Source organism: Domibacillus indicus (assembly GCF_000970685.1).
GTDB lineage: Bacteria > Bacillota > Bacilli > Bacillales > Domibacillaceae > Domibacillus > Domibacillus indicus.
The window spans coordinates 323,235-349,243 of the sequence record NZ_LAJB01000003.1 but is presented as its reverse complement, the minus strand read 5'-3'; the positions used below and the strand labels follow the sequence as shown (position 1 = coordinate 349,243).

General features: G+C 47.6%; 29 protein-coding genes and 1 pseudogene. 27 read left to right on the top strand and 3 right to left on the bottom strand.

Annotated elements, in window-relative coordinates:
- Positions 1–6: 6 nt before the first annotated feature.
- A complete protein-coding gene (locus VP98_RS06090; RefSeq protein ID WP_046174450.1) occupies positions 7–1,137 on the bottom strand; it encodes an LCP family protein in 1,131 nt (376 codons plus the stop codon).
- A gap of 82 nt (positions 1,138–1,219) precedes the next feature.
- The gene (locus VP98_RS06085; RefSeq protein WP_046174449.1) at positions 1,220–1,858 is read right to left on the bottom strand and encodes a YigZ family protein; all 639 of its coding nucleotides are present in this window, start codon (positions 1,856–1,858) and stop codon (positions 1,220–1,222) included.
- A 320-nt stretch (positions 1,859–2,178) separates the two neighbouring features.
- Between VP98_RS06085 and VP98_RS06080 the strand changes: the two genes are divergently transcribed.
- From VP98_RS06080 to VP98_RS06040, 9 genes are all read left to right on the top strand, one after another.
- On the top strand, positions 2,179–3,345 hold the full coding sequence (locus tag VP98_RS06080; protein ID WP_046174448.1) for a sensor histidine kinase: 1,167 nt from the start codon (positions 2,179–2,181) through the stop codon (positions 3,343–3,345).
- Between the two features lie 13 nt (positions 3,346–3,358).
- Positions 3,359–4,039, top strand: a complete 681-nt coding sequence (locus VP98_RS06075; RefSeq protein WP_046174447.1) for a response regulator — start codon at positions 3,359–3,361, stop codon at positions 4,037–4,039.
- Positions 4,040–4,166: 127 nt separating this feature from the next.
- On the top strand, positions 4,167–4,358 hold the full coding sequence (locus VP98_RS06070; protein ID WP_052712150.1) for a hypothetical protein: 192 nt from the start codon (positions 4,167–4,169) through the stop codon (positions 4,356–4,358).
- A gap of 81 nt (positions 4,359–4,439) precedes the next feature.
- Positions 4,440–4,991 carry a Cif family virulence factor gene (locus VP98_RS18240; RefSeq protein ID WP_156151325.1) on the top strand — a complete coding sequence of 184 codons (552 nt, stop codon included), beginning with the start codon at positions 4,440–4,442 and terminating at the stop codon, positions 4,989–4,991.
- Between the two features lie 29 nt (positions 4,992–5,020).
- Positions 5,021–5,488 carry an S-ribosylhomocysteine lyase gene (locus VP98_RS06060; RefSeq protein ID WP_046174445.1) on the top strand — a complete coding sequence of 156 codons (468 nt, stop codon included), beginning with the start codon at positions 5,021–5,023 and terminating at the stop codon, positions 5,486–5,488.
- Between the two features lie 137 nt (positions 5,489–5,625).
- Entirely contained in the window at positions 5,626–7,446 is a 1,821-nt protein-coding gene (locus VP98_RS06055) for a sigma-54-dependent Fis family transcriptional regulator (RefSeq protein WP_046174444.1), read from the top strand.
- Positions 7,447–7,592: 146 nt separating this feature from the next.
- Entirely contained in the window at positions 7,593–8,606 is a 1,014-nt protein-coding gene (locus VP98_RS06050) for a thiamine pyrophosphate-dependent dehydrogenase E1 component subunit alpha (RefSeq protein ID WP_046174443.1), read from the top strand.
- Positions 8,603–9,631: an alpha-ketoacid dehydrogenase subunit beta gene (locus VP98_RS06045; protein WP_046174442.1), complete on the top strand. Its 1,029-nt coding sequence runs from the start codon at positions 8,603–8,605 to the stop codon at positions 9,629–9,631. The genes VP98_RS06050 and VP98_RS06045 overlap by 4 nt, the downstream gene beginning before the upstream one ends.
- A gap of 13 nt (positions 9,632–9,644) precedes the next feature.
- Positions 9,645–10,907 (top strand): dihydrolipoamide acetyltransferase family protein, encoded by a 1,263-nt coding sequence (locus VP98_RS06040; protein ID WP_046174441.1) that lies wholly within the window; start codon positions 9,645–9,647, stop codon positions 10,905–10,907.
- A 731-nt stretch (positions 10,908–11,638) separates the two neighbouring features.
- On the opposite strand, the gene VP98_RS06035 is transcribed toward VP98_RS06040, so the two are convergent.
- The gene (locus tag VP98_RS06035) at positions 11,639–12,517 is read right to left on the bottom strand and encodes an EamA family transporter (RefSeq protein WP_231584128.1); all 879 of its coding nucleotides are present in this window, start codon (positions 12,515–12,517) and stop codon (positions 11,639–11,641) included.
- A gap of 107 nt (positions 12,518–12,624) precedes the next feature.
- Here VP98_RS06035 and VP98_RS06030 point away from each other — a divergent pair, with 107 nt between their 5' ends.
- The 18 genes and pseudogenes from VP98_RS06030 to VP98_RS05950 all read left to right on the top strand — a co-directional run bounded on the left by VP98_RS06030 (position 12,625) and on the right by VP98_RS05950 (position 25,878).
- The gene (locus tag VP98_RS06030) at positions 12,625–13,470 is read left to right on the top strand and encodes a DegV family protein (RefSeq protein WP_046174440.1); all 846 of its coding nucleotides are present in this window, start codon (positions 12,625–12,627) and stop codon (positions 13,468–13,470) included.
- A gap of 102 nt (positions 13,471–13,572) precedes the next feature.
- Entirely contained in the window at positions 13,573–14,880 is a 1,308-nt protein-coding gene (locus tag VP98_RS06025; protein ID WP_046174674.1) for a DEAD/DEAH box helicase, read from the top strand.
- A pseudogene (locus tag VP98_RS19420) lies at positions 14,877–15,044 on the top strand (double zinc ribbon domain-containing protein); the annotation flags it as partial. The gene VP98_RS06025 and the pseudogene VP98_RS19420, both read left to right, overlap by 4 nt.
- A gap of 33 nt (positions 15,045–15,077) precedes the next feature.
- The gene (locus tag VP98_RS06020; RefSeq protein ID WP_197076558.1) at positions 15,078–15,539 is read left to right on the top strand and encodes a ComF family protein; all 462 of its coding nucleotides are present in this window, start codon (positions 15,078–15,080) and stop codon (positions 15,537–15,539) included.
- Between the two features lie 58 nt (positions 15,540–15,597).
- A complete protein-coding gene (locus VP98_RS06015; protein ID WP_046174439.1) occupies positions 15,598–16,011 on the top strand; it encodes a TIGR03826 family flagellar region protein in 414 nt (137 codons plus the stop codon).
- A 119-nt stretch (positions 16,012–16,130) separates the two neighbouring features.
- Positions 16,131–16,400 (top strand): flagellar biosynthesis anti-sigma factor FlgM, encoded by a 270-nt coding sequence (flgM, locus tag VP98_RS06010; protein WP_046174438.1) that lies wholly within the window; start codon positions 16,131–16,133, stop codon positions 16,398–16,400.
- A 76-nt stretch (positions 16,401–16,476) separates the two neighbouring features.
- Positions 16,477–18,732 (top strand): hypothetical protein, encoded by a 2,256-nt coding sequence (locus VP98_RS06005; RefSeq protein ID WP_046174437.1) that lies wholly within the window; start codon positions 16,477–16,479, stop codon positions 18,730–18,732.
- Positions 18,729–19,013, top strand: a complete 285-nt coding sequence (locus tag VP98_RS06000; protein WP_046174436.1) for an EscU/YscU/HrcU family type III secretion system export apparatus switch protein — start codon at positions 18,729–18,731, stop codon at positions 19,011–19,013. Before VP98_RS06005 ends, VP98_RS06000 begins: the two co-directional genes overlap by 4 nt.
- A gap of 43 nt (positions 19,014–19,056) precedes the next feature.
- The gene (gene fliS / locus VP98_RS05995) at positions 19,057–19,494 is read left to right on the top strand and encodes a flagellar export chaperone FliS (RefSeq protein ID WP_046174435.1); all 438 of its coding nucleotides are present in this window, start codon (positions 19,057–19,059) and stop codon (positions 19,492–19,494) included.
- Between the two features lie 3 nt (positions 19,495–19,497).
- Entirely contained in the window at positions 19,498–20,313 is an 816-nt protein-coding gene (locus VP98_RS05990) for a flagellin N-terminal helical domain-containing protein (RefSeq protein WP_046174434.1), read from the top strand.
- Positions 20,314–20,332: 19 nt separating this feature from the next.
- Complete coding sequence (locus VP98_RS05985; RefSeq protein WP_046174433.1) at positions 20,333–20,770, top strand: YaaR family protein; 438 nt, start codon at positions 20,333–20,335, stop codon at positions 20,768–20,770.
- A gap of 15 nt (positions 20,771–20,785) precedes the next feature.
- Positions 20,786–21,226 (top strand): flagellar protein FlgN, encoded by a 441-nt coding sequence (locus VP98_RS05980; protein ID WP_046174432.1) that lies wholly within the window; start codon positions 20,786–20,788, stop codon positions 21,224–21,226.
- Between the two features lie 12 nt (positions 21,227–21,238).
- Positions 21,239–22,771 (top strand): flagellar hook-associated protein FlgK, encoded by a 1,533-nt coding sequence (flgK, locus tag VP98_RS05975; RefSeq protein WP_046174431.1) that lies wholly within the window; start codon positions 21,239–21,241, stop codon positions 22,769–22,771.
- 17 nt (positions 22,772–22,788) lie between these two features.
- Positions 22,789–23,697, top strand: coding sequence for a flagellar hook-associated protein FlgL (gene flgL, locus VP98_RS05970; RefSeq protein ID WP_046174672.1), 909 nt, complete (start codon positions 22,789–22,791; stop codon positions 23,695–23,697).
- Positions 23,698–23,712: 15 nt separating this feature from the next.
- Entirely contained in the window at positions 23,713–24,273 is a 561-nt protein-coding gene (locus VP98_RS05965) for a DUF6470 family protein (RefSeq protein ID WP_046174430.1), read from the top strand.
- A gap of 6 nt (positions 24,274–24,279) precedes the next feature.
- The gene (gene fliW, locus VP98_RS05960) at positions 24,280–24,723 is read left to right on the top strand and encodes a flagellar assembly protein FliW (protein WP_082087853.1); all 444 of its coding nucleotides are present in this window, start codon (positions 24,280–24,282) and stop codon (positions 24,721–24,723) included.
- Positions 24,724–24,727: 4 nt separating this feature from the next.
- The gene (gene csrA, locus VP98_RS05955) at positions 24,728–24,955 is read left to right on the top strand and encodes a carbon storage regulator CsrA (protein WP_046174428.1); all 228 of its coding nucleotides are present in this window, start codon (positions 24,728–24,730) and stop codon (positions 24,953–24,955) included.
- A gap of 110 nt (positions 24,956–25,065) precedes the next feature.
- A complete protein-coding gene (locus tag VP98_RS05950) occupies positions 25,066–25,878 on the top strand; it encodes a flagellin N-terminal helical domain-containing protein (RefSeq protein WP_046174427.1) in 813 nt (270 codons plus the stop codon).
- Positions 25,879–26,009 lie beyond the last annotated feature (131 nt).

The window sequence follows — 26,009 nt, the reverse complement described above, 5'->3', positions numbered from 1 at the left end:
CGTTTTTTATTCCTCATCTGTACTGTATGATTCTTCATCGCTGCTGAATGATTCGTCTTCTGTATAGCTTTCTTCATATCCTGACTCGTCATCTTCTGTACTGTTTTCTTCGTACTCTGAATCAGTGTCCTCTTCATCCGTGTCTGATGAAGCCTCAATGCCGAGGTGGCGCTGTAATTTGCCTTTGACTGCTTCAAGCTCTATTTCATCAAGACGGTAAACGTAAGCACCGGAATCCAGGAAATCATCGGACCCAGCCAGTGTCATTGTATCAAAGTTAAGAACATCGTCATTTTTTCCGTATTCAATAAAAGATTTCATTTCACTAAAGGTCATATCGGTCCGCATATTTGAACCAACGGCCTCAAGCATTTCGTCATATTTGGTGAGAGAGTTAAGCGACAATGCTTTTTTGGCGATCGCCTGAAGCACTTCCTGCTGGCGTTTGCCGCGTTCAATGTCACTGTCATACTTGCGTGTGCGGGCAAGTGCCAATGCTTCCTGGCCATCGAGCGTCTGCATACCCGGCTCCAGGTGGACAGCATTGTGTTTATCATCCGAATTTTTTTCGGTAATTTCAAACGGAACGTCAAATTTGATTCCGTCCAATGCATCCACAACATCGACAAAAGCATAAAAATTCATGCGTACATAATAATCAACCGGGACATCAAGCAATTCTTCAACCGCCTCAATGGTTGCGGTTGGACCGCCGACCGCATGCGCGTGGTTGATTTTATTGTTGTGGCCTTCTGCTGGAATATACGCGTAAGAATCACGCGGAATACTGACCATTTTAATCGTTTTGTCTTCAATATTTAATGTAGCCAGAACGAGTGCGTCTGTCCGGGTATTATCACCGTAGTCCCGGTTAACATTGTCATCAATACCCATAAATAAAATGGACACATTGTCTTCTAGAGGATGAACTTCTGCATCGCGCAGGTCTGATTTTTCACGCCCGTCATTCATATAAGACTCAGACAAAACGGTTTCCGCTTTTTTATGCAAGAAAGCACCGTAACCCATCCCTGTAAAAAGAACAAGCAGCAGGGGAAGAAAGAGAGCGAAAAATACAACCCGGCGCTTTTGTGTTTTTTTACGGCGCCGACCCACGCGTTGATTGGGTGAACTCATATATTTATCTCCTTTAAACGTAATATTCAATTTTGAGCCATTTACTATTTTACTATGAAAAGATCAATTCGTTCAATTTTTTTTAAAATTCGACGTTTTTTTCCATATATAAAATGCTTCCTTCAGAAAATGCAGCCTGCCCGTTTGTTAATTCAGTCATCCAGCTGCAAAAAGAAGGGACTGTGTTTTCTTCTACAAAAACATCTATATCTACATGTTCTCCATAATGAATTTCCTTAATCTCATAAATCGAATCGCGCAGCTCATTTTCAATTTTGCCGAGCCATGTATAGTCAACCGAAGCAGTGACAACCTTCATCAGCCGCCGTTCCACAATCCCTGCCGCATTTAGCCCCTCTGATGCTGCTTTTCCATAAGCGCGGATTAACCCGCCTGCTCCAAGCTTAATGCCGCCGAAGTAGCGCGTCACCACAATAGCGGTATCCTTCAGCCCGCGTTTTTTGATCACTTCTAAAATGGGCACTCCGGCTGTTCCTGATGGCTCGCCGTCATCATTTGCTTTTTGAATATGGTCATGCTCGCCAATCATATAAGCTGAGCAATTATGCGTGGCATTCCAGTGCTGCTTTTTTATTTTTTCAATAAATGCCGTAGCTTCTTCGGCAGATTCAGCTCTTGTAACATGGGCGATAAAGCGCGATTTCTGAATAACAATTTCATGCTCGCCTGCTGATTTAACAGTTTTGTAGTGAGATAACAAAAAAATTCCTCCTCATCAGGTTTAAAAAGAAAAAATAAGGGTAATCGGTAGTGGTCATTATCGTAAAGGAAAAAAGTCTGAATGAAAAGAGGCATGCTTCGAAATACTTTTAAACGAATCGTAAATAAACTTTAATGTTTGTTTCTTAAACTAATGTTATAATAAAATGGACCTTTTCGTGTGAGGTTTTCACCGGGTCTTTTTTGATTGATTTAAACGAATTTATGTATTATTTCCACCATCGAAAGACACAGCCTTGTGAAATATGAGCTGAATCTTTCGTACAGGTCCAGGCAATTAAATTTGGAAGGAAACCGCTTATGTCGATACGAAATTCAGATACAAAGCTTCTTGATACGATTTTAGATAAAATGGTGGAAACCGTCGATCAAAGCAAGGACCAGATTTTTTCAATTGCAGAACAAAGCAGAGCAGACTATGAAACGCTCATGACAGAGCTCAACCTTATTAAAGGCCAGATTCATTCCGCCATCATCGAGCAGGAAGATCTGGAACGCAAAGTGAAGATGGCCCGCCAGCGTCTCTCAGAAGTAAGCCGTGACTTCTCGGTTTATCCGGAAGAAGTGGTGCGGCAGGCATATGAACAAGCACATGATTTACAAATGAAGCTGCTTGTTTTGCGTCAAAATGAAAAGCAATTAATAGAGCGCCGCAATGAGCTTGACCGCCGTCTGGCATCCGTACATACAACCATTGAGCGGGCAGAGCATCTTGTTTCACAAACGGCAGTCGTCTTAAATTATTTAACGCAGGATATGAAGCAGTTTGGCCGTGCTCTTGAAGATGCACAGCTGAAGCAGGCATTCGGCCTGCAGGTTATGGAAGCCCAGGAAGAAGAGCGAAAGCGCCTGTCGCGTGAAATTCATGATGGGCCGGCCCAAATGATGGCCAATGTTTTGATGCGGTCCGATTTAATTGAAAAATTATACCGGGAGCGGGGCGTGGAAGCAGCCTTTAAAGAAATCCGCGACCTGAAAAAAATGGTGCGCTCCGCTCTTTATGAAGTGCGAAGAATCATTTATGACCTGCGCCCTATGGCCCTTGATGATCTTGGGTTGATTCCAACCCTAAAAAAGTATTTGGCCACCGTAAGCGAGTACAACCGTGCTAAATCGGCTGTACCGGAAATAAAATTTGTGAATCTGGGCCTTGAGAAGCGGCTCCCATCTAATATGGAAGTAGCGCTGTTCCGTCTGATCCAGGAATCGGTCCAAAACGCATTAAAGCATTCCAATGCATCAGAGATTCAAGTAAAACTCGAAATAAAAAAAGAACAAGTACTGGCTGTTGTGAAAGATAACGGCGATGGATTTGATCCAAACGAGAAAAAAACAGGCTCTTTTGGCATAATGGGAATGAAGGAACGTATTGACCTGCTGAATGGGGATATTACCATTCATTCAAAACCAAATAACGGGACCGCTGTTTTAATCAGTGTTCCGATAATCGAGCAGCCATTGACTTAGAGGAGGAAAGATAATGACAACGAAAATTATTATTATTGATGACCACCAGCTATTTCGTGAAGGGGTAAAACGCATTCTCGATTTTGAAGAAACGTTTGAAGTGCTGGCAGAAGGAGACGATGGCTCAGAAGCGCTTTCGCTTGTTGAAGAGTATAGCCCTGATGTTGTCATTATGGACATTAACATGCCGGATGTGAACGGTGTTGAAGCAACGCGCAAGCTTGTAGACAAGTATCCGGATACAAAAGTAATCATTTTATCTATTCATGATGATGAAAACTACGTGACACACGCATTGCAGTCCGGTGCTCTCGGGTACCTGCTGAAAGAAATGGATGCCGAGGAATTAGTAGAAGCAGTGAAAGTAGTGGCAGACGGAGGATCTTACCTGCATCCGCGCGTGACACATAACTTAATCGCTGATTACCGCCGCCTTTCCAGTGATGACGGAAAAGGAAAAGGGTTCCAGCAAACAGAGGTTGTCCGCCCGCTTCACTTGCTGACACGCCGTGAGTGTGAAGTGCTTCAGCTGCTGGCTGACGGAAAAAGCAACCGGGGTATCGGTGAAGCATTATATATTAGTGAAAAAACCGTTAAAAACCACGTAAGTAATATCTTGCAAAAAATGAACGTAAACGACCGCACGCAGGCTGTTGTTACCGCTATTAAAAAAGGCTGGGTAGAAGTTCGTTAAAAAAAAGCCCCTTTAGGGGGCTTTTTTTTATGAAGATGACCAGCACAGCGATAAATAAGCGGACGAAAAATGATTTCTCACCCTGTCTTCTTTCAGTGCATACACTACAGCGAAAGGAGAGATGTGTATGAGTCCGGTATACCCGCGTCCATATTATCCGTACCGACCTTATCGTCCATATTATCCGCCTCGGCCTCCTTACTTTTACGGCGGCTATCCAGGCCCGGGCCCGTTTTTGGGCGGATTTCTTGGCGGCCTGACAGGCGGTCTGCTGACCCCCATTTTTTACGGCCGTCCGCCTTACTATGGCTACTATTGAAAAAACGGTCCGTGCCGGTTGAGCGCGGACCATTTTTCTTTTACAATAAAAGCATATCCGAAAAAAGGACGTGCACATATTTTGACATATAAATGGGTATCTGCTTTTCTTATAACGAGCCTGTTATTGGCCGCTTGCAGTGAAGAGAAAAATAACGGAGCAGTGAACTCCGCATCAGACGGCGAACCGCAAAGCGCTGCTCAGGAAACGCATACCGCAGAAGAACGGGCAGCGGCAGTCAAAGCGCCGATCGAGGAAGCGGCGAATATACCGGCGGCAGAAAAAGAGGCAATTCTTGCTGTATTGGACAAGCAAATCCAGTCATTTAACGAGAAAAATCTGGAAACATATATGTCCACTATTTCCAAAAATCCTGAATCATTTGATTACGAGGAGGAAAAGGCTTACATCCAAAAAGTATTTCAAGCATTTGATGCTACAATGAAGCCGGTGAACGCTACCGTCATCCAGTATGATGAAAGCAAAATGACAGCCAATGTATTTATGAATATGGAATCTACCTCAAAAGATGTAAGCACAGGCAAGGAAGTAAGCCAGACAACGCGCCAGATTATGGTGTTCCAAAAAGAAGAAGACGGCTGGAAGCAAGTTTCCCTTTTTGCGATGGAATGATATAGTAAAAAGAAAAGAGGTTTTCAAAAATGACAAAAGAAATGAATGTAGAAAGCTTTAATTTAGATCACACAAAAGTAAAAGCACCCTATGTCCGCCTGGCGGGAATAAAAGAAGGACAGAACGGCGATAAAATTTTAAAATATGATATCCGTTTCTGCCAGCCGAATAAAGAACATATGGAGATGCCGGCGCTTCACTCACTGGAGCACATGATGGCGGAATTCAGCCGCAATCATTCCGATAAAATCGTCGACATCAGCCCGATGGGGTGCCAGACCGGTTATTACATCGCGGTGATCAACCATGAAGATTACGAGGATATTTTAAACATCATAGAAAAAACACTGCAGGATGTCCTGGAAGCAACAGAAGTGCCGGCATGCAACGAGGTACAATGCGGCTGGGCGGCAAGCCACAGCTTAGAAGGCGCGAAAGAAATTGCGCGCGATATGCTGGCCAAAAGAGACGAATGGACAGAAGTATTTGCCGGTTAAGCCATACGCCGACAAGCGGATAAAAGCACTCGCCTTTTATCCGTTTTTTTATTAGGAAAGAAAGTACAAGTCTAATCGCAGAAAATATCCGGGTTCAGATGCCTTGCGCTATTCTAATAAAAGGAGGCTTTTTTGTGATGAGTGAAACGGTGAAGCGTGATGTATGGCAGCGGTTTGTCAGGGAAGGGGTATTGGATGAAGCGCGTCTCCAAAAACGCATTGAGGAATCCTGGTACATATGCCAGAGAAAAGGCGTAAATCCGTATGACGGCAAAGGCAGCGACATTTTAACAGCTGAACAGCTGCGCCAGCGGCTTGAGAAAAATGACCGGCTGACATCGATTGCTGAACCGATTATGGAAAAAGTGATCAAGTCAATCCGCCAGGCTAATACAATAATTCTGCTCATTGATAACGAAGGCTATATATTAGCTGCGCGCGGCCCGGGCCAGACATTGAAAAGAGCGTCGGAAATTAACTTCGTGGAAGGCTCCAGATGGACAGAAGACGTCGTTGGCACAAATGCAGTTGGAACCGCTCTCAGAACAGGCGAAGCCATTACCGTTATTGGAACAGAGCACTATTCAGTCGCCTCTCAGCATTTTTCCTGCTCCGCGGCCCCGATCCATGCGCCGGATGGCACGCTTCTTGGTGTTCTCGATATGACAAGTGCGCTCGCCGATTCGCGCCATGAGCATATGCTGGCCGCTGTGTGTGCTGCCGCTTTTGCGATTGAACAGCAATGGGCCTCCATGGAGAAAATGGATGAGCAGTCTCTTATTATGGCGGCTTCTTTTTACCGCCAGCATCCGGTTCCAATGGCGGCTGTTTCCGCATCGGATTCGGTTGTGTGGATGAATGATGCAATGAAAGAGCAATGCCGGATGACTATCCCGTTTCCGCTGCAGGAGCTGCCGTCAAACGCCTGGAAGCAGGATGTGATGCGTGATGTTTTTAATGAAGCCGGTTCTTTTCAAATCGGCCGGCTTATCCAGTTTGTGCCTGTGAAAAAAACGCCGTCTTTAAATGGCTGGATCGACAGGTTTCATTACAATGGAGTGATCGGCACGGCGGAATCATTCCGGCACGCGCTCTGGCAGGCGGAGCGCGTGGCCAAAACAGATGCAGCTGTCCATATTTATGGTGAAACCGGTACTGGAAAAGAAATCCTGGCACGGGCTATTCATGAAAACAGCAGCCGGAAAAGAGGTCCGTTTATAGCGGTGAACTGCGGGGCCATTCCGGCGTCGCTGATGGAAAGTGAGCTGTTTGGCTATACAGCGGGCGCGTTTACCGGGGCGAGCCGGAGCGGCTATCAGGGGAAAATTCGTGATGCGGACGGAGGAACCCTGTTTTTAGATGAAATTGGCGACATCCCGGAGCAAATGCAAATCTCACTGCTGCGTGTTTTGCAGGAGCAGGAAGTGATGCCGGTCGGAGCGTCCAGGCCGGTTCCGATTAACATCCGCATTATTACGGCGACTCACCGCAATTTGCTTGAACTGGTCAACACCCGCAAGGTGCGGGAGGATTTATTTTACCGAATTTACGTATTTCCCATCCAGCTGCCTCCCCTCCGCCAGCGGCTTTGCGATATGGAAGAGTTTATTGCGGACTACAAAAAAAGAACCCACTGGAACGGCAGGCTGCCAGAATCATTGATTCATGTGTTTAAGCAGCACACATTCCCTGGCAATTTCCGTGAGCTGTTTAATATTTTGGACCGGGTCCGTATTTTATACGGTGACCATGTGCCGAAAGATCTCGCGCCGTCTGACTGCATGATTTCACTGGAGCAGGAAAGCGGCAGACAGTGGACAACCCGGCAGGAGCTGGAGCGGGAGGAGCTGATACGGGCTATGAAAGAAGCAAAAGGACATGCGCCGACCGCTGCCAGAAAAATGGGCATTCCGCGCAGCACCTTCTACCGTAAATTGAAACAATATGAGATGAATTGAGACATAACTGGGACAAACTCAGAAAGAAAAGAAAAAGAGAACGAAACCTTCCTGATTCCGCTTTCTTTTCAAGTTGGCACGCTGATTGCATTGTAAACATTGAAAGCGTTTACTAAATTACCAGCTGTGAAAAGGAGCGGATTATAATGTCACAAACGCAAACAAACCAGGCGGCTGTTTCAAAGAAAGAAGCAGAATGGATGTTTCAAAAAATGCTTGAGATTCGCCACTTTGAAGACCGGGTTCATGAGATTTTTGGGACAGGAATCCTGCCCGGCTTTGTGCATTTGTATGCAGGTGAAGAAGCGATTGCTGTAGGTCTTTGCACACATCTTAATGATCAGGATTATATTACGAGCACGCACCGTGGCCACGGGCATTGTATTGCCAAAGGCTGCGACCTGGACGGGATGATGGCGGAAATTTACGGAAGAGCGACCGGTCTTTGCAAGGGCAAAGGCGGCTCGATGCATATTGCCGATGTAGAAAAAGGCATGCTCGGGGCGAATGGGATTGTCGGCGGCGGTTTCCCGCTTGCGGTCGGAGCCGGGCTTACACACAAGCTCAAGAAAACAGGGGGCGTAGCGGTGTGCTTTTTCGGAGACGGAGCCAACAACCATGGCACCTTCCATGAAGGCATCAATATGGCGGCGATCTGGAAACTGCCGGTTATTTTCGTCGCGGAAAACAACGGCTTTGCGGAAGCAACTCCCTTCCATTATGCATCCAGCTGCAAATCAATAGCGGACCGGGCAATCGGCTACGATATTCCGGGAGAAAAAGTGGATGGAAAAGATGTTATAGCCGTCCGGGAAGCGGCAAAACGGGCCGTGGAGCGGGCACGGAATGGAGAAGGGCCGACTTTGATTGAATGTGTCACATACCGCAATTACGGCCACTTTGAAGGAGATGCCCAGACGTACAAAGGGGAAGAAAAAGTAAAGCATTTAAATGATCTTGATGCTATCAAGAAATTTTACACGTATTTAACCGGGCAGGGCATTATGACAGAGGAAGAACTCGACAAAATGGATGAAGAGGTACGGAGCGCGGTTGACCGGGCAGTGGAATTTGCCGAAAAAAGCCCGCACCCGCTTCCGGAGCAGCTGCTTGAAGATGTGTATGTTTCCTACAAAACAGATGGAGGTGCGGCATCATGACCCGTCAAATCACCTTTTCGCAGGCGATAAACGAAGCAATGGCTGTTTCAATGAGAGAGGACCAGGATGTTATTTTGCTTGGGGAAGATGTAGCGGGCGGCGCAGCGGTCGATCATCTGCGGGATGAAGAAGCATGGGGCGGCGTTATGGGTGTAACAAAAGGGCTCGTGCAGGAATTCGGAAGGGACCGGGTGATTGATACACCGATTGCGGAAGCCGGCTATGTCGGAGCCGCCGTTACAGCTGCCGCAACAGGCATGCGGCCGATTGCAGAACTCATGTTTAATGACTTTATCGGCAGCTGCCTGGACGAGGTCATGAACCAGGGAGCCAAGCTGCGGTATATGTTTGGCGGGAAAGCAAAAGTGCCGCTCACCATCCGGACGATGCACGGGGCCGGCTTCCGCGCGGCTGCCCAGCATTCTCAAAGCCTGTATTCATTTTTTACCCATATACCGGGCATCAAAGTCGTTATCCCATCAACGCCATACGATGCAAAAGGACTTTTGCTCCAGTCTATTTTTGACGATGACCTTGTTGTGTTCTTTGAAGACAAAACGCTTTACACAATGAAAGGCGAAGTGCCGGAAGGGTCGTACCGTATTCCGTTTGGCAAGGCGGATATTAAGCGAAGCGGTGAAGACGTAACCATTGTGGCGATCGGAAAAATGGTTCACACGGCAATGAAAGCAGCCGGAGAGCTTTCGAAAAATGGAGTGGAAGCAGAAATTATCGATCCGCGCACGCTGTCACCGCTTGATGAAGATACCATTTTAACCTCTGTGGAGAAAACAGGGCGTTTAGTTGTCGTCGATGAAGCGAATCCGCGCTGCAGCGCCGCCACGGATATTGCTGCGCTCGTGGCTGATAAAGGCTTTGACTACCTGGATGCGCCGGTAAAACTGGTGACGGCGCCGCATACGCCGGTTCCGTTTGCACCGTCGCTGGAAGATATTTATTTGCCGACACCGGAGAAAATCATGAAAGCTGTTCAGGAAATGACCGGCAGCGAACTTGTCATTTAAGGGGGGAGTTACAATGGCTGTAAAAGTGATTATGCCAAAGCTCGGTATGGGGATGGAAGAAGGAACGGTCGTCGAGTGGCTGAAGCAGGAAGGTGACGAAGTAAAAAAAGGAGATTCCGTTGCCGTAATCAGCTCCGACAAAATTGAAAAAGATGTAGAGGCGCCGGCAGACGGGGTGCTGCTGAAAATTCAGGCGTCTTCAGATGAAGTCGTAAAAGTAGGCGAAGCCATCGGGTTGGTCGGAGCGGCCGGGGAAGAGCCGGACGCAGTTCATGCGCCGCAGGCCGGGCTTCACGAAGAAGCGCCGGATATGCCCGCAGAAACACCGGCTTCCATTCAAAAAACGCTGGAGCCGGCTGCGGTAAAAGTTGAGAAAAACGGCGGCAGAACCCGCGTTTCGCCGGCTGCCCGCAAGCTGGCAAGAGAGCATAGTATTGACGTGACCGGAATACCGGGTACGGGACCAAATGGACGGATTACCCGGTCTGACGTGGAGCGCCATATCCAGCATAACGAGCAGCCGGCCGCTGCAGCCATATCGAGTCCGGCTCCGGAAGCAGATACGGAGCCGATGTCTTCCCGTTCATCCGCTTCTGGAAAGCCGCTTGCCGGCATGCGAAAAGTGATTGCAGAGCGCATGTATGACAGTCTGCAGAAAACGGCCCAGCTGACAATTACGATGAAGGCGGATGTGACCGATTTACTGGCCATCCGAAAACAACTGAACGAATCTCTTCAGGAAGACGGCGTGAAGCTGACACTAACGGATCTGGTCGCAAAAGCGGTGATTGTGTCCCTGAAAAAACATCCGATGATGAATGCGACACTTGAAGACGGCCGGCTCGCGCTGCATGACCGGGTTCACCTGGGCATAGCCGTGGCACTTGACGGCGGGCTTATGGTGCCGGTTATCAATGACGCGTGCCGCCTGCCGCTGAAAGGCCTGTCGGAACGGATCCGCTCAAGCGCCGATGATGTCCGGAGCGGCCGGGTACAGGCCGAGTCATTAAAAGGTTCAACCTTCACGATTACAAACCTGGGCAGCTATGAAATCGAATATTTCACGCCGGTTCTCAATCCGCCTGAAATCGGGATTCTCGGTCTTGGCCGGGCCATGCCGGAAGCGGTGTTTATCGGAGATGACCTCCAAAAGCGGATGATCCAGCCGCTCAGCCTGACCTTTGACCACAGGGCCATTGACGGCGCTCCGGCGGCCGAATTTTTGCAGACCGTAAAAACCATGCTTGAACAGCCATACCGGATGCTGGCTGAATAACAAAAAGAACCTCCTGCCTGCTGCAGGAGGTTTCGTGCTGTAAATAAATTATACTTATACTGGGTGACCGTGCACATAAAGAGGCCAAATTGACGGCGTCCGGGCAGCTCCGCTTTTCGTGGGGCAGGCCGCTAAGCCCGACTGCGCCTTACAGCTCCATCATCGGTCTCGGCTGCCCGCTAGTCCCACAGGAGTCTACGCTGCCCTCCCGCCGCCCAGGTAGCTTGCGCCAAGCGTGTGTAAGGACTAGCGCATTTTCTTTTTAAAGAGAAGAAAATAGTCATTTTATCTTTGCTTATTCATGTTCAAAACCACCTGCCTGCCAGTCCAGTCGAAGTCTGCGCTCCGCACCTGACGTCCTGCTAGGGAGGAATTTCAATCGGTAACACCCGGTTCGTATTTTTTCTGATGAGAAAGAGAAGAACAAATATGCTTTTTCGTGCCGTTTTTTTAGAAGCACAACGGGCGAAGGGCTGCCGGCGAAGACTCCCGCAGGACGAGCGGACGAGCTGAAACGGGCAGCGCGGAGCGATGACTGGTTCAGCGTTCGCCCTGCAGGAAAGCGCAGCCGGCAGACCGCAGCCCCTAATCTGCTTTTAGGAGAAAATAGCCCGTTTCTAACTGAAAAAAAGAAGGCGGATTTAGCTCAAAAACGAAGTCTCTTCTTGACGACCCTCTTTTTTAACACTAAGAGAACCTCCTGCGGTGTAAGCAGAAGGTTCACGTTGTACTTAGGAAGAAGCCTTAGCCCGCCGCTCGATTGTGAATAAAACGGCACCTAAAATACAGACAATTCCGGCGAGCTGCCAGCCGGTTAAGTGATCGCCAAAAACGAACACGCCGATCAAAATCGCAACAACCGGCTCGGCTGTTGCGAGAATCGAGGCGCGGCCGGACTCCATTTTTGCCAGGCCCGCCGTGTAAAAAACATAAGCCAAAACCGTGGACAGCAGGACAAGGCCGGCGCCGTTTACAAAAACATTCCAGTCAGCCAGCCGATCTGCTTTTTCAAACAGCCCGGACAGCGGTACGATGACGAGAGCCGCCATCAGCATTGAATAAGCGGTGATGGTGGCCGAATGGTACCGGTGCGCAACAAATTTGCCGAAAATAGAGTACAGGGCATAGAAAAAGCCGGACAGAAGCCCGATAAAAACCGTGTCCGCAGCGAGACCTGCACCACCTGACGGAAGGAGGCCGACCGTGAGTATGCAGCCGATCAGCGTCAAAAAAAGAGCGGTTATTTTGCCGCCCGTCAGCGGTTCTTTAAAAAACAGGCGTGACAGCAGCACGACGAACACAGGCCCTGTATACAGCAAAACCACCGCCAGCGAATTGGACGACCGCTCAATAACCGTAAAAAAGCATAAATTAAAAAAAGCGATGCTGGCAATGCCGCAGCCCGCAAAAAACGGCAGATCCTTCAGCCTGACAACAAGCAGATGCCGCTTAAAAGCAGCCAGAAAAAGAAACAGCACACAGGCCGAACCGAATGCCCGTATGGCAGTCACGTCAATCGGCGTAAAGGTGTGCTGATAAAGTCCCTGTACAAATAAGCCGATCATCCCCCATAACGAGGCGCCGATCAGCACAAGCAATGGAGCTTTCACGTTGATTCCCCCTATATTCCTCCATTTTATCCGAAAAATGATGCAAAACAACCTTTCTTCCGATAAAATGGAGAAAGTATAAATAAAAAAAAGGCAGGTATTTGAAGATGAAGACGGCCATATTGACTGACAGCACGGCTTATCTTCCGAAAGAGCTGCGCGACGAATTGGACATTTTTATGATCCCGCTCAGTGTTATTTTTGGCGAGGATGCATACCGTGAAGAACTGGATATTACGATGAAAGAGTTTTATGAAAAAGTCAACGAAGGCGGAAAACTCCCAACAACATCGCAGCCGGTTATCGGTCATTTCGTGGAAATGTACGAGCAGATTGCAAAGGATTATGATGCGGTTATCGGCATTTATTTATCGAGCGGACTCAGCGGCACATACCAGTCTTCGACAACAGCGGCGGGTATGGTGGAAGGGCTCAAGGTGTATTCCTTTGACACAGAAATAAGCTGTGCTCCGCAGGCTTTTTATGTGCTTCGCGCAGTAGAAATGGCCAGGGAGGGCAAGCACCCGGACGAAATTCTCGAAGTGCTGACGGAAATGAGAGAATGGACGAAAGCATACTTTATGGTGGATGACTTGAATCATTTAAAACGCGGCGGCCGTTTAAGCGGTGCGCAGGCATTCATCGGCGGGCTTCTGCAGGTCAAGCCGCTTCTGCGCATTGAGGACAAAATCATTACGCCATTCGAGAAAATCCGCACAAGCAAAAAAGCATTGAAGCGGATTGGGGATATCTTTGAAGAGGACTACAATAAAGGCGGCCAGTTTCAGGTATCCATCATTCATGCGAACCGGGAAGAGAATGCCCGGGCATGGATGGCTGACCTGAAAGAACGGTTCCCAAATGCAGAATTCGGCATTTCGAGCTTCGGTCCCGTTATTGCCACCCATTTGGGCGAAGGCGCACTCGCCATGGGCTGGACGAAAAAAATATAAAAAGGCTACGAATAGCCCAAAAAGCGCTCCGATACAGCCGGAGCGCTTTTTATTTCCATTTTATCTCAGGTGGTATATAATGGTCCCGAAAGGATGTGGCTTATGACAAATGCTTTCTTTTTCTCCGGACGAGAACTCACGGATGAAGAAATACTAAAACCTCTTGATCTCCACCATTTCACCGTCCGTCCCGGATTATCCGAAACCCCACAATGCCAGCGCTGCGGCAATACAACGAATTTTTCTTCCCATCCATGCGCCCGCTGCGGCAAAATCTGCACCTACTGCCGAAACTGCATCGAAATGGGCAAAATCTCCTCCTGCACAAAGCTTTACCGCTGGAATGGGCCTGAGCCGGCGCATTCCGAAAAAGCCGGCCGGCTCAATTGGTCCGGCACCCTGTCAGCCGGGCAGCACACTGCTTCCGAAAATGTCCTGCGCGCAATTCAAAATGGCAGTGAGCATACGGTCTGGGCAGTGGCCGGGGCAGGCAAAACAGAAGTGCTGTTTAAAGGAATGGCTGCTGCTTTGTCGGGAGGAAAACGTGTCTGCCTGGCTGCGCCGAGGGCGGATGTTGTACGGGAGCTTGCGCCGCGCCTGTCAGCCGTTTTTCCGGATACACCGCCTCCCGCTCTTTACGGAGGAAGCCCGGACCGCCATGTATACAGTCCGCTCATTGTTTCCACCACCCATCAGCTGTTCCGCTTTACGGAGGCTTTTGACGTGATGATTGTTGATGAAGTCGACGCTTTTCCGTACACCTTTGACCTATCCCTTCAGTACGCTGTTCAAAAAGCGCGCAAAAAGAAGTCTGCGCTTATTTATTTGACTGCCACTCCTGAACCCTCCTGGAAAGAAGATATCAAGTCCGGCAAAAGAGAAGCTACCCTTATTCCCGCCCGCTATCACCGCCATCCGCTTCCGGTGCCGAAAATGAGCTGGTGCGGCAACTGGAAAAAAACCATTGTGCCGGACCCTGTTCAAAAGTGGGTAAAAGAAAAACAGAAAGCTCTTTTGTTTTATCCGCATATTGAAACAATGGAAAAAGCCCTGTCCAGATTAAAAGAAGTGGATGAGCGCATTGAAAGCGTTCATGCGGGCGATCCGCTGCGAAAGGAAAAAGTGGAAGCGATGCGCCGGGGGAGCATTCCTGTGCTATTAACGACCACAATCCTTGAGAGAGGCGTTACATTCCCGGGTGTTGATGTAGCGGTTGTCGGCGCGGAAGACCGGGTCTTTACGGAAAGTGCACTCGTTCAAATCGCCGGACGCGCCGGACGGAGTGCAGCGTGCCCAACAGGTGATGTTGTTCTTTTCCACTACGGCAAAACAGAAGCGATGGTGCGTGCGGTCGAGCAAATCAAGCAAATGAACAGGCTTGGCAGAGACCGGGGGCTTTTAGACGGATGAGCCGCTGTCTTTTATGCGAAAACAGCACGGAAATCGACTCATGGCGCGCGTTTTTCGGTGCCAAACCGCCGCCTCTTTGCGAAGCCTGCCTGAGCACCCTGAAAAAAATAAGCGGACCCTCATGTAAAATATGTGCAAGGCCGATGGAAAAAGAAGCGGTCTGTCCGGATTGCCTGGCTTGGAGAAAAAGCACTTTTGTGACGAATGCTTCGCTGTATCACTACAATGATGCCATGCAGGCGCTAATTGCCCGGTTTAAATACCGGGGCGACTATGCGCTCGCCGATATTTTTGCGCAAGACATCCGCACAGCAGCCCAAAAAGCAGCCTGCGATCTCGTCTGCGCTGTGCCGCTCGCGCCATCGCGTCTGGCAGAACGACGGTTTAACCAGTCGGAGGCATTAATTGAACGGGCAGGGCTAACAGGCATGCCGCTGCTTGCACGAAAAGAATCGGACAAGCAATCGAAAAAATCGAGAAAAGAGCGGGTTGGCTCGAGGCAAACGTTTTATCCGATCGGAGATGCTGCGGGCAAGTCGGTGCTCCTTATTGACGACATTTACACAACGGGCGCAACGATCCGCCTGGCAGCCGATGCGCTTGAAGAGGCGGGGGCGCACTCCGTCAAAAGTATTACCGTTGCGCGAAGCGGTTCTTGACTTTTTTTCTATGCGCACTGAGAATGGATTTAAGAGAATGAGAGGCAAGGTGAAAAGCATGAACGAGATTGTAAACTGTCCCCGCTGCAATGAATTATATGCGAAAAATGCTTTCCGTGATGTTTGTCCAAAATGTTCGCGCTCGGAAGAAGAGCTTTATCAAAAAGCATATACATTTTTGCGCAAGCGGGAAAACCGCGCAGCAACGATGGAGCGGCTTGTAGAAGTAACGGGCGCTACCGAGGGAATGATTCATAACTGGATAAGAAAAGGCCGCCTGCAGCCAGCTCAATTTCCGAATCTTGGCTATCCATGCGACCGGTGCGGCACCATTATTCAAAAGGGCAAGCTGTGTGCAAGCTGTGTTGAGGAAATCGAAAAGGGACTGCAAAAGCATGAACGCGAGCAGGCTTTTTCCCAGGTGCGTGAAGAGCAGCACCAGCAGACATATTTGGGCAGGCGGAAGGATTAAACCCGCCAAAGGGCGGGTTTTTGTCTTAGAAAAAACACGCAAAATTACCCGTTAAACATTTTGGTTTTGGGGACGATATAATAAGTACATATAAAAAACAAGAAAGCGAGGATACGGACATGAAAATCAATCAGACACCAGGAGTGAATGGAATCAATCCGTATCAGAAGCAGCTGAAAAAAGTGGACACGGCCAAAGCAGCCAGCCCGACAACCGGCGACAAGCTTGAAATTTCAAGCGCCGCCAAAGAGATGCAGGACTCATCAAGAATACTAGCTGAACGCCGCGAAAAAATCGCGCTTCTGAAAGAAAAAATTGCCGATGGAACATACAAGCCGGATGCGAATGCAACGGCCAAAGCCATGCTTGACTTTTACGGAAAACTGTAACCGTAACCGGATCGCCCACGAGACTTCTCCGGGCGATTTTTCTTTATGTAAATAAAAAAAGAAAGGAGCCCGATTGATGAAAATCCAGTCACAAGCCTCGCCTGCTGCACCGATGCAGACCGCCGTCCTGCCCGCACAGGGAGAAACGGCCGCGCCTCTTGCTGAATCAGCCCTCCAAACGGCGACAAAAACAGAAAAGCAGCCGGCAGAACTCGCAGTGTTTTCCCAAAAAGGCCTCACGCTCACGAAAGAAGCCGCGCAGGCGGTGAAAACATTTATGGAAACCACTCCGGGAACAGAAGCGGAAAAGCTTGCCACAGTAAAGGTGCTCGCTGACAAAGGAATTATGCCCTCGGAAGCATCTTTAAAAGCCGTTCATGCTGCCCTGACAGGAACGCCGTTCGGGAAGCAGGCGGCTGAGTGGCTGGCTCAGTCGGGAATCGACTTTCCAGAAAATACACAGGCTGCGATTGAAAAAGCGCTGCAGCTTGGAAAAACACAGGAAGCCCTGCAGCTCATGAAAAGCAATGATCTTTTTAAAGCTGTTGAAGCACTGGTGAAGCAGCAAATGCCCCCTGCCCAGTCAACAGAAATAATGAAGGCACTCGAGCCGGTTTTAAAACAGGCAGACAGGCTGTCCCAGCAGGAGCTTCAAAGAGCTATTGAATCGGCTTTAAAGCCTTTTTCGGGAGGAGCGGAGCTGGCGAAAAGGATTCAGGAGCTCACCGAAGCACCCTCCATTTCGCAGGCCGAGAAATTATTAAAGACAGCGGCCAGCAAGCTGAGCAGCGCTGTTCAAGACTTGCTCAAGCAGCAGCCGGACGATCCGCTTTTGCAGGAATTAAGCCGCGGCATTCAAAACGGAGAGCCGGTTGAGAGAATGATCAAGGCTGTCCGGACCCTGTTTACGGGCGACAGAGCAGCCGTCTTAAAGCCGCTCGCCGAAGCTCTTCAGCTGGCGGATATGGCACAGGCAAAGACGTCCGCGCTGCTTCAGCCATCAGGCATTATCATGCCGGAAACCGAAGAAACCGAACCATCACTGCCGCAAAAAGCAGCCGCCATGATTCAAAAAGAACCGTCATTTGAGCGGATTGCATCGTTTATAAAAGAAACAATGCCTGAGTTAACGGAGGCAGTCGGAAAAGCAGAGGCTCTTATCGCATCCGGCAAAGAACTCGCGGCCCGAAGCGAGTTGATGAAAGCGATCGAGCCGCTCGTCCAGACACAGTCCTCAAGCAGTGAGCCGGTGATTCCGGATGAGTTGTTTGCCCATGTGCCGCCGGCTTCAAAAAATGTCATTATGACAACCATTACCGAAAAAATGTCGCAGTCCGCGATTGACTTTAAGCAGTTTAAGAGAGACATTCTGCGCAATCTGCAGACGGCGGAGTTTGTCATCAAAACGCCGCAGCAGGCAAAGCCGGTAGTTGAAACAGCCATTAAAACGCTCGACAATGCCATTTTAAAAGGCGACTTTATGCTGTACACGGATATGAAAACGGAAAAGCAGCTGATGCAGGCGTCCCAGCAGCTGGCGGATGCCCGCCGGTTTCTGGCGAAAGGAGACACGCAGGCAGCGGCCCGCATCGTAAAAGAGGTCCAGACGCTGATCGACAAAGTCACCTTTCAACCATCCGATTCAAAAGTGATGCATATGGTCACGAAGGAACTGGCTGAAACACCGCAGCGCCAGCTCGCCAGCGCCATGGCCGGCCTTTATGAAACGCCGGGTGCCCGCAACGCATTTGAACTGGTGAGAGCAGCCGGGCTCAACTACGAGCATGAGCAGGCCGCCTCTCTTTTAAAAGGAAAAGCGGAAGTGCCGAACGCCGTCAAGCAGGCACTGCTTGCATCAATGGGACAGCAGTCAGGAAACTCCGGTGAACAGGCGGCTGCCAATTTAACCGGTCAGCAGCTGTTAAGCAAGCCGGAATCCGGCCTGCAGTCGATGATGATGTCACTGCCATTTTTGCTCGGCGGCCAGGCGGAAAACGTCAACGTGTTTATCCGCTCGAAAAATGGCGGCCAGCAGGTGGACTGGGAAAACTGCTCGCTTCACTTTTTATTTGAAACGAAAAAACTCGGCCCGGTCGGGATGACGATTTCCTCTGCAGACCGCAACCTTTCCGTGAAAATCCAAAACGACCGGGAAGACTTTGCCCAAAAAATGGAGCCGCTGACCGTGGTGCTGAAAGAACGCCTGTCAGATGTCGGCTACCGTGTCGGTGCTGTACAATTCGGCACATTTGCCAGAAAAGACGAGCAGTCTGAAGCAAAAGCTGCAATGAATTCAACTTCATCATCGAAAGGGTTCGATTTTACAATATGAGCTATTACAACCAAATCAACCGCCGGAAGGTCAATGGGCCGTCCGCAGCCGTCATTCGTTACGAAGAAGGAAGCGCACCGACTGTGGTCGCTCAGGGAAAGGGCGCACTGGCGGCGAAAATTTTGGAGCTTGCCGGCCAGCACGGCATTCCGATGGAGAACGACTCCTCCCTTCTATCCGAGCTGCTCGATATTGATCTGGGCGATTCGATTCCGCCTCAATTGTATTCGGTGATCGCGGAAATGCTGATTTTAATCGAAGAAATGGAATCTTCGTATTAAAACCTGGCACATTCTGCCGATACAATCAAATGAGGTGACAAATATGATCACAAAAGAAATGATTTACCAAAAAACGCCGCAGCAAATTACGGCTCTTTTATATGAGGCCGGGCTCAATCAATTTGACCGGGCCAGTAAATGTTTACAAGAAGGCAATTTCGCAGAAGCCAATCAGTCCATGCAGAAAATCAATGATATTACCGAACGGCTCGGCGCCGGTTTAAATTATGATGCCGGCATTATCGCCGACCAGCTCGACCACGTATACAACTTCATTGCTGATACGGTGATCGAAGCGAATCTTTACAAAGACGCCAAACGGCTTGCCAATGCGCAGCAACTGTTCCAGATGATTGCGGATGCATGGAATGAAGCCATGAAAAACGCGCCCCAAAAGCCGATTTCACGCCGGAAAAACGCCTATGAGCAGAGTATTTTCATCGAAGACCAGCCGAAAAACACATTGGAAATGGGGAAATAAGAAATGAGAATCAATCATAACATCCAGGCATTGAATGCTTACCGCAACCTGGGCAACACAAATAATGCGACATCCAAAAGTCTGGAGAAGCTTTCTTCAGGTCTTCGGATTAACCGTGCAGCAGATGATGCGGCCGGTCTTGCTATCTCTGAAAAAATGCGCTCGCAGATCCGCGGTCTGGATATGGCGGAGCGCAACTCATTGGATGCAATCTCACTTATTCAAACAGCCGAAGGGGCACTTGCTTCAACACATGATATTCTGCAGCGGATGCGCGAATTGTCAGTACAAGCTGCAAATGGCACTCTTCAAAATGAAGATAGGGACGCAATTAAAGATGAGATTGATGAACTTACAAAAGAAATTGACAGAATAGCAAAAACTACGCAGTTTAACAACAAGGAATTATTAGATGGATCCCTTTCTAGTGGAGTCAATTTTCAAATCGGAGCAAATACCAGTCAAATGCTTTCAGTAACTATTGGGAATATGAAAGCTTCAAGTATCTTTCCTGCGACTCTGGACTATACATCCGCTTTAGGGTCAACTGTTACTATATCAGTAATTGACTCAGCGATTTTGACAGTGTCCCAGCAAAGAAGCAAGCTAGGAGCAATTCAAAACCGTCTTGAGCACACTGTAACAAATTTACAGACATCAAATGAAAATCTAACAGCAGCGGAATCACGCATCCGTGACCTCGATATGGCGGAGGAAATGACCCAGTTTACGAGAAACAATATTTTGAACCAGGCGGGCCAGGCGATGCTTGCACAGGCGAATCAGCTTCCGCAGGGTGTCCTGCAGCTTCTTCAATAAGCAAACGGAGTGAATCAGCATGGAAATACAGCGCGTAAATAAAGTTTCTACGTCCCGAACCGAGCGGAAGGAAGAAACAGCAAAAGCCTCTGTCTCTTTTACAGATGTGATTGCAAATAAGCGTCAAAACGCTGCTCTGGAAAAACTGAACGGCATGATGAAAGACATCGAAACGCAGGGCGAAAAACTCGCCGAACACCGGACGATTGATGATCTGCGGAAATATAAGAAAATGGTCAAGGAGTTTATGGAAGAAGCGGTCAACAGCGGTCTTCAGCTTGAGGAACAGCGCGGCTTTAACCGCCGCGGCCGGACAAAAGTCTATAAAATTGTAAAAGAAGTCGACAGCCGCTTAACCCAGCTGGCTAATGACGTCATCAATAGAGAAAAATCACAGCTTGATATTTTGGACAAAGTCGGCGAAATTCAAGGCTTATTAATTAATATTTATACGTAAGGAGAGTGGAGCGTCATGCTTATCGAAACGCTCGAAAAACAGCTGGCGCTTCATAAAAGCCTGCTGAGCCTGGCACATGCCAAAAAAGAGTCAATTAAAGAAAATAAAATGGACGAATTGAACCGGATTGTCCGCGAAGAGCAAAAGCATGTCAGTGCTATTACCATACTGGAAAAAAAACGGGCTGACCATTCTGATCAGCCATTGACAGAGCTTTTGCCATCTCTTGCACCAGAAGAACAAGAAAAAGCCGGCTTGCTTCGTGAACAGTTAGTAGAAACTCTGCAGCAACTACAGCAGGTAAACCGGTTAAATGAAGAGCTGCTGGACCAGTCGCTTCAATTCGTTCACTTGCAGCTAGATCTGCTTGCCCCGCCGGAAGCGGGAAATTATGCGCCGGACGGCGATTCGGAACGGCCGCCGTCAGCCGGACCTATTTTTGATTCGAAAGCATAGGAGAGGAAATAAATGAGATCAACATTTATGGGGCTTGAAACGGCCAAGCGAGGCATGTTTACACAGCAAAGTGCCCTTTATACAACAGGACATAATATTTCAAATGCAAACACACCTGGTTATTCACGACAACGTGTAAATTTCCAAACAACAATTCCTTATCCAGCTGTTGGCTTGAATCGGCCGAATATCCCTGGTCAGATAGGAACCGGTGTGGAGGCAGGATCTATTCAGCGCGTCCGAGATGCATTTATCGATGTACAGTACCGGAACGAAAATAATAAGCTCGGCTATTGGAGTGAGCGAGCGGATGCTTTCACCAAAGTGGAGGATATTGTAAATGAACCGTCTGAACAAGGCCTTGCTAAGACGTTTAACGAACTTTGGGATGCTTTGCAAGTTTTAGGTGCTTCACCAACAAACGACGGGGCTCGAAATGTTGTGATAGAACGACTTCAAGCCGTTACAGAAACTTTCAATTATATGAACGATTCCCTTCAAGCGATGAAAGATGACTATGGGAATCAGTTAGATGTAACAACTGAAGCTGTAAATTCAATTTTGTATCAAATTAATGATGTGAATCAGCAAATTAAAGAAATTGAGCCAAACGGTTATCTGCCAAATGATCTCTATGATAAACGCGATACTCTTATAGATGAGCTTTCCCAGTATATGAATATTTCTATAGAACGAGTTGATAATGGTGGTAATTCACTTCAAATTGCTGAAGGAACTTATAAGATTTCCATTTTAGATGAGCAAGGGATAAGCTATGAAATCTTGAATGGCGATGGGTATGTTCAACTAGCAGTAGAGAAAAATTTAGGTCAAGCAGTGCGAGTGAATTTTCAATCAGTTGATAAATATGGAACCAGAAATCCAGTTAATGGAATAACAATATCTTCCATTGATGCCGCCGATTTCTCAAGAGGAGAAATTAAGGCGCTAATTGAAGCGTATGGTTATAGTGATGCAGGGGGCAAAAAAGGTATTTATACAGAAATGATAAACGATCTAAATTTATTAGCTGAATCATTTAAAGATGAGTTTAATAGAGTAAATAGACAAGGATACAAATTTGATTCAAATGGAAGTATAGTTACAGGTAAAGATCTTTTGGCAGGGACAGGTGCAGGGGGTATTAGCTTAATAAATGGCATAACAGGAGCAGACATTGAAACATCGGCAGTAAACGGTGAACCAGGTGATGGATCCAACGCTTATAACTTAGGTAATGTATTTACAGCTAATATTATTACCACATCTTCTGGAGGTACAACTTCTATTAATAAATACTTTGAATCGGTTATAGGCAAACTAGGCGTAGATTCAAAGCAGGCAAGCAGGACCGCGTTGAATGTTGAAGTATTGCGGACATCGGTGGAAACAAACCGCAAAGCCGTTTCTTCGGTGTCACTCGATGAAGAAATGACAAATTTAATTCAATATCAGCATGCATATAATGGTGCTGCACGTATGATCACTGTAGTAGATGAAATGCTTGATAAAATTATCAATGGGATGGGTGTAGTAGGAAGATAAGAGAGGAAAGATAAATGATGCGTGTAACCCAATCAATGTTGTCTGGGAATTCTTTGAAAAATTTACAATCAAGTTTATTGCGTCTTGATAAATTAAATACACAGGTATCAACACAAAAGAAAATTACAAAACCTTCGGATGATCCAGTAGTAGCAATGAAAGGTATAGTTTACCGCCGCAGCCTTTCGGAAGTAGAACAATACCAGCGTAATTTTAGTGAAGCATATAACTGGATAGAAAATTCAGATTCTGCTTTGGACAAAGCAAAACTCGCACTAGACCGGATTCGCGAATTAACTGTTGAAGTGTCAAATGATACTTATGACGCTGAACAGCGTGCTGCAGCCAGTGCGGAAATTAATCAATTAAAAGAACACCTGGTAGGTATTTCTAATACAAAGTTTAACGATCAGTACTTATTTAACGGAACGAAAACAATAACGCAGCCATTTACGAGTACAGGTGCAATAAATGGGACCTTAAGCACAGGAAAAGTGGAGATTGAACTTTCAAATGGAGTAATGGTTCAGGTAAATACCGATGTAAGCAGTGTGTTCGGTGACAGAAATAGCATTGGAGGTACAGGGGAATCTGTATTTAAAACAATCGATGATCTTATTAATACATTGGAAGATGACCAAAAGGCAGGAATTGACATTACAAGCTACCTAGATAAATTGGATATCCACATTTCGGCCAATACAACTGCTCGTGCAGAAATTGGTGCCCGATTTAACCGGATCGAATTAATGGAAGCGCGTATAGCAGAACAAAAGATTGTATCATCGCGCATTATGTCGGAGAATGAAGATGTGGACTTTGAACAGGTTGTAACAGAGCTAACGACACAAGAAACAGTCCATAAAGCAGCTTTGTCTGTTGCTTCCCGTATTATTCAGCCAACATTAATAGACTATCTTCGTTGATAAGAGGAATAGGCAATGAAAATTACAACGCTGGACTATACGATTACAAATGCAAAAATCAGTATGAATACCTCTTCCGGAAAACTATCGATTCAGCAGCCGGGTGCTTCGGTGGATATTCGGCAGCCTAAAGCGGAAATGAGTATCCAGACAACACCGGGTAGGCTGCACATTGACCAGTCACAGGCATTTGCGGAGGCGGGACGGAAAGATGTGTTTCAGCTGACGCGTGAAAACGCAGCCACAGCGAGGCAAAAAGCGCTCGAAGGCACCGGCCGCCGCGCTATGGAAGGACGAGAGCTTGCGGACATCCATAAAGGAACAAATGCCATCCAGCAGCAGGCCCAGCGTGCCTCCATGCGCAATTTCGAAACAGGAATTGCCTGGATTCCTTCATACGGCAGTGTTAAAATTGATTATCAGGTGGGCGATGTTGCCATCAACGTGCAGACACACCAGGTTGAAAATAATACAAAAGCGAACAAGCCAATTATTCACTACCAGCCAAGCGATGTGAGCATTCAGATGAACCAGTATCCATCCGTCCGCTTTCAAGCGGTCAACAAAACGATTTAACAAAGGATGATCAACGTGAAAATCCAAACAAAATACCATGGTGAGAAAGAAATCGCGCAGGAAGATATCATTTCTTTCGCAAACGGTATCCCCGGCTTTGAAAGCGAAAAAGAATTTGTTCTGCTGGGTTTTCCTGACAATAATGTCTTTTTTGCGCTTCAATCGGTTTCAACACCTGATTTAAGCTTTGTTGTCACCGATCCTTTTTCCTTTTTTATCGACTACAATGTAAAAATTGATGACGCAACGATTGAAGCTCTGTCTATTGAAAAGGAAGAAGATGTAACCCTTTTAAATATCCTGACGGTGCGCGATCCGTTTGAAGAAACAACCGCCAACCTTCAGGCACCCCTCGTGATTAACAAAAAAACACACAGCGGCCGCCAGGTCATCTTAACCGGCACGCCGTATGAAACACGCCACAACCTGTTCCAGGCAAAGGAGGCGTAAACTGATGCTCGTTCTTACACGAAAACCAGGGGAATCATTAATGATTGGCGATGACATCGAAATTACAGTCGTTGCCGTTTCCGGTGACCAGGTGAAGCTGGGAATTAATGCGCCGAAGCATATTGACATCCATAGAAAAGAAATTTACGTACAGATCGGCAACGAAAACAAATCCGCTTCCACCGGTGTAACCGATTTGTCCGGTCTCTTTAAACTCCCTCCAACAAACTAATGGACGGGAGTTTTTTTCTTAAATCGGACTGTAGGCAGGCAAATTCCTATTAATCCATATTAAAAAAATTTAATTGTTGAAGAAAAAAACGAGAGGGGAGAGAACCAAGGATGTTTGTTAATTTTGGTCTTGTCGCTATGAATGCCTATCGAAATTACCAATCCGCACTCAGCCGGCAGGCGACCGCAATGGAACGCCTTTCATCCGGCCTTCGTATCAACCGGGCCGCCGACGATCCGGCGGGTCTTGCGATTTCCGAAAAAATGCGTGCGCAAATCCGCGGGCTGAATCAGGCGTCCCGCAATGCACAGGATGCCATTTCTATGATCCAGACCGGTGAAGGCGCACTGAATGAAACGCACTCCATTCTGCAGCGCATGCGTGAGCTGGCTGTTCAGGCTGCAAACGACACAAATACTGACAGCGACCGCCAGGCAATTCAGGAAGAAATCAATCAGCTCACCGAAGAAATTACCCGCATTGGCAACGATACCGAATTTAACACAATGAAGCTGCTCGATGGCTCCAAAACATCATTTCAAATTCAAATCGGAGCAAACACAGGCCAGACAATAACCATTGAAACGAGCGATATGCGTGCCGCCGCACTTGGTATTACGGGTATTGATGTAACAACGCAAAGCGGTGCCTCAAGTGCAATCGACTTATTCGATGATGCGATTGAAACCGTATCCCAACAACGATCTAAATTTGGTGCTTACTCTAACCGGTTGGAACACACCATTAATAATCTTGAAAACACAGCCGGAAACCTCACAGCAGCCGAGTCACGTATTCGTGATGCCGATATGGCAAAAGAGATGATGGAGCAAACAAAAGCATCGATTCTCGCCCAAGTCGCCATGGCGATGATGATACAGGCCAATCAGTCACAGCAGAATATTTTACAGCTGCTTAAATAAAAACACTCCTTTAACAATTCTTGCAAAAAAATATTAAAAAAAGAAAAAAATCTATTAAATATTTTTGAACCAGGACGATAATAGTAGTGTAAGCAAAAAGGAACAGGGCGGCCGACCTGGAACGGATTGCT

Excerpts from the sequence above, each read along its gene's own strand:
- VP98_RS06090 (WP_046174450.1), bottom strand. The coding sequence starts at position 1,137 with ATGAGTTCACCCAATCAACGCGTGGGTCGGCGCCGTAAAAAAACACAA.
- VP98_RS06080 (WP_046174448.1), top strand. The coding sequence starts at position 2,179 with ATGTCGATACGAAATTCAGATACAAAGCTTCTTGATACGATTTTAGAT.
- VP98_RS06075 (WP_046174447.1), top strand. The coding sequence starts at position 3,359 with ATGACAACGAAAATTATTATTATTGATGACCACCAGCTATTTCGTGAA.
- VP98_RS06070 (WP_052712150.1), top strand. The coding sequence starts at position 4,167 with ATGAGTCCGGTATACCCGCGTCCATATTATCCGTACCGACCTTATCGT.
- VP98_RS06060 (WP_046174445.1), top strand. The coding sequence starts at position 5,021 with ATGACAAAAGAAATGAATGTAGAAAGCTTTAATTTAGATCACACAAAA.
- VP98_RS06055 (WP_046174444.1), top strand. The coding sequence starts at position 5,626 with ATGAGTGAAACGGTGAAGCGTGATGTATGGCAGCGGTTTGTCAGGGAA.
- VP98_RS06050 (WP_046174443.1), top strand. The coding sequence starts at position 7,593 with ATGTCACAAACGCAAACAAACCAGGCGGCTGTTTCAAAGAAAGAAGCA.
- VP98_RS06045 (WP_046174442.1), top strand. The coding sequence starts at position 8,603 with ATGACCCGTCAAATCACCTTTTCGCAGGCGATAAACGAAGCAATGGCT.
- VP98_RS06040 (WP_046174441.1), top strand. The coding sequence starts at position 9,645 with ATGGCTGTAAAAGTGATTATGCCAAAGCTCGGTATGGGGATGGAAGAA.
- VP98_RS06030 (WP_046174440.1), top strand. The coding sequence starts at position 12,625 with ATGAAGACGGCCATATTGACTGACAGCACGGCTTATCTTCCGAAAGAG.
- VP98_RS06025 (WP_046174674.1), top strand. The coding sequence starts at position 13,573 with ATGACAAATGCTTTCTTTTTCTCCGGACGAGAACTCACGGATGAAGAA.
- VP98_RS06015 (WP_046174439.1), top strand. The coding sequence starts at position 15,598 with ATGAACGAGATTGTAAACTGTCCCCGCTGCAATGAATTATATGCGAAA.
- flgM (WP_046174438.1), top strand. The coding sequence starts at position 16,131 with ATGAAAATCAATCAGACACCAGGAGTGAATGGAATCAATCCGTATCAG.
- VP98_RS06005 (WP_046174437.1), top strand. The coding sequence starts at position 16,477 with ATGAAAATCCAGTCACAAGCCTCGCCTGCTGCACCGATGCAGACCGCC.
- VP98_RS06000 (WP_046174436.1), top strand. The coding sequence starts at position 18,729 with ATGAGCTATTACAACCAAATCAACCGCCGGAAGGTCAATGGGCCGTCC.
- fliS (WP_046174435.1), top strand. The coding sequence starts at position 19,057 with ATGATCACAAAAGAAATGATTTACCAAAAAACGCCGCAGCAAATTACG.
- VP98_RS05990 (WP_046174434.1), top strand. The coding sequence starts at position 19,498 with ATGAGAATCAATCATAACATCCAGGCATTGAATGCTTACCGCAACCTG.
- VP98_RS05985 (WP_046174433.1), top strand. The coding sequence starts at position 20,333 with ATGGAAATACAGCGCGTAAATAAAGTTTCTACGTCCCGAACCGAGCGG.
- VP98_RS05980 (WP_046174432.1), top strand. The coding sequence starts at position 20,786 with ATGCTTATCGAAACGCTCGAAAAACAGCTGGCGCTTCATAAAAGCCTG.
- flgK (WP_046174431.1), top strand. The coding sequence starts at position 21,239 with ATGAGATCAACATTTATGGGGCTTGAAACGGCCAAGCGAGGCATGTTT.
- flgL (WP_046174672.1), top strand. The coding sequence starts at position 22,789 with ATGCGTGTAACCCAATCAATGTTGTCTGGGAATTCTTTGAAAAATTTA.
- VP98_RS05965 (WP_046174430.1), top strand. The coding sequence starts at position 23,713 with ATGAAAATTACAACGCTGGACTATACGATTACAAATGCAAAAATCAGT.
- fliW (WP_082087853.1), top strand. The coding sequence starts at position 24,280 with ATGATCAACGTGAAAATCCAAACAAAATACCATGGTGAGAAAGAAATC.
- csrA (WP_046174428.1), top strand. The coding sequence starts at position 24,728 with ATGCTCGTTCTTACACGAAAACCAGGGGAATCATTAATGATTGGCGAT.
- VP98_RS05950 (WP_046174427.1), top strand. The coding sequence starts at position 25,066 with ATGTTTGTTAATTTTGGTCTTGTCGCTATGAATGCCTATCGAAATTAC.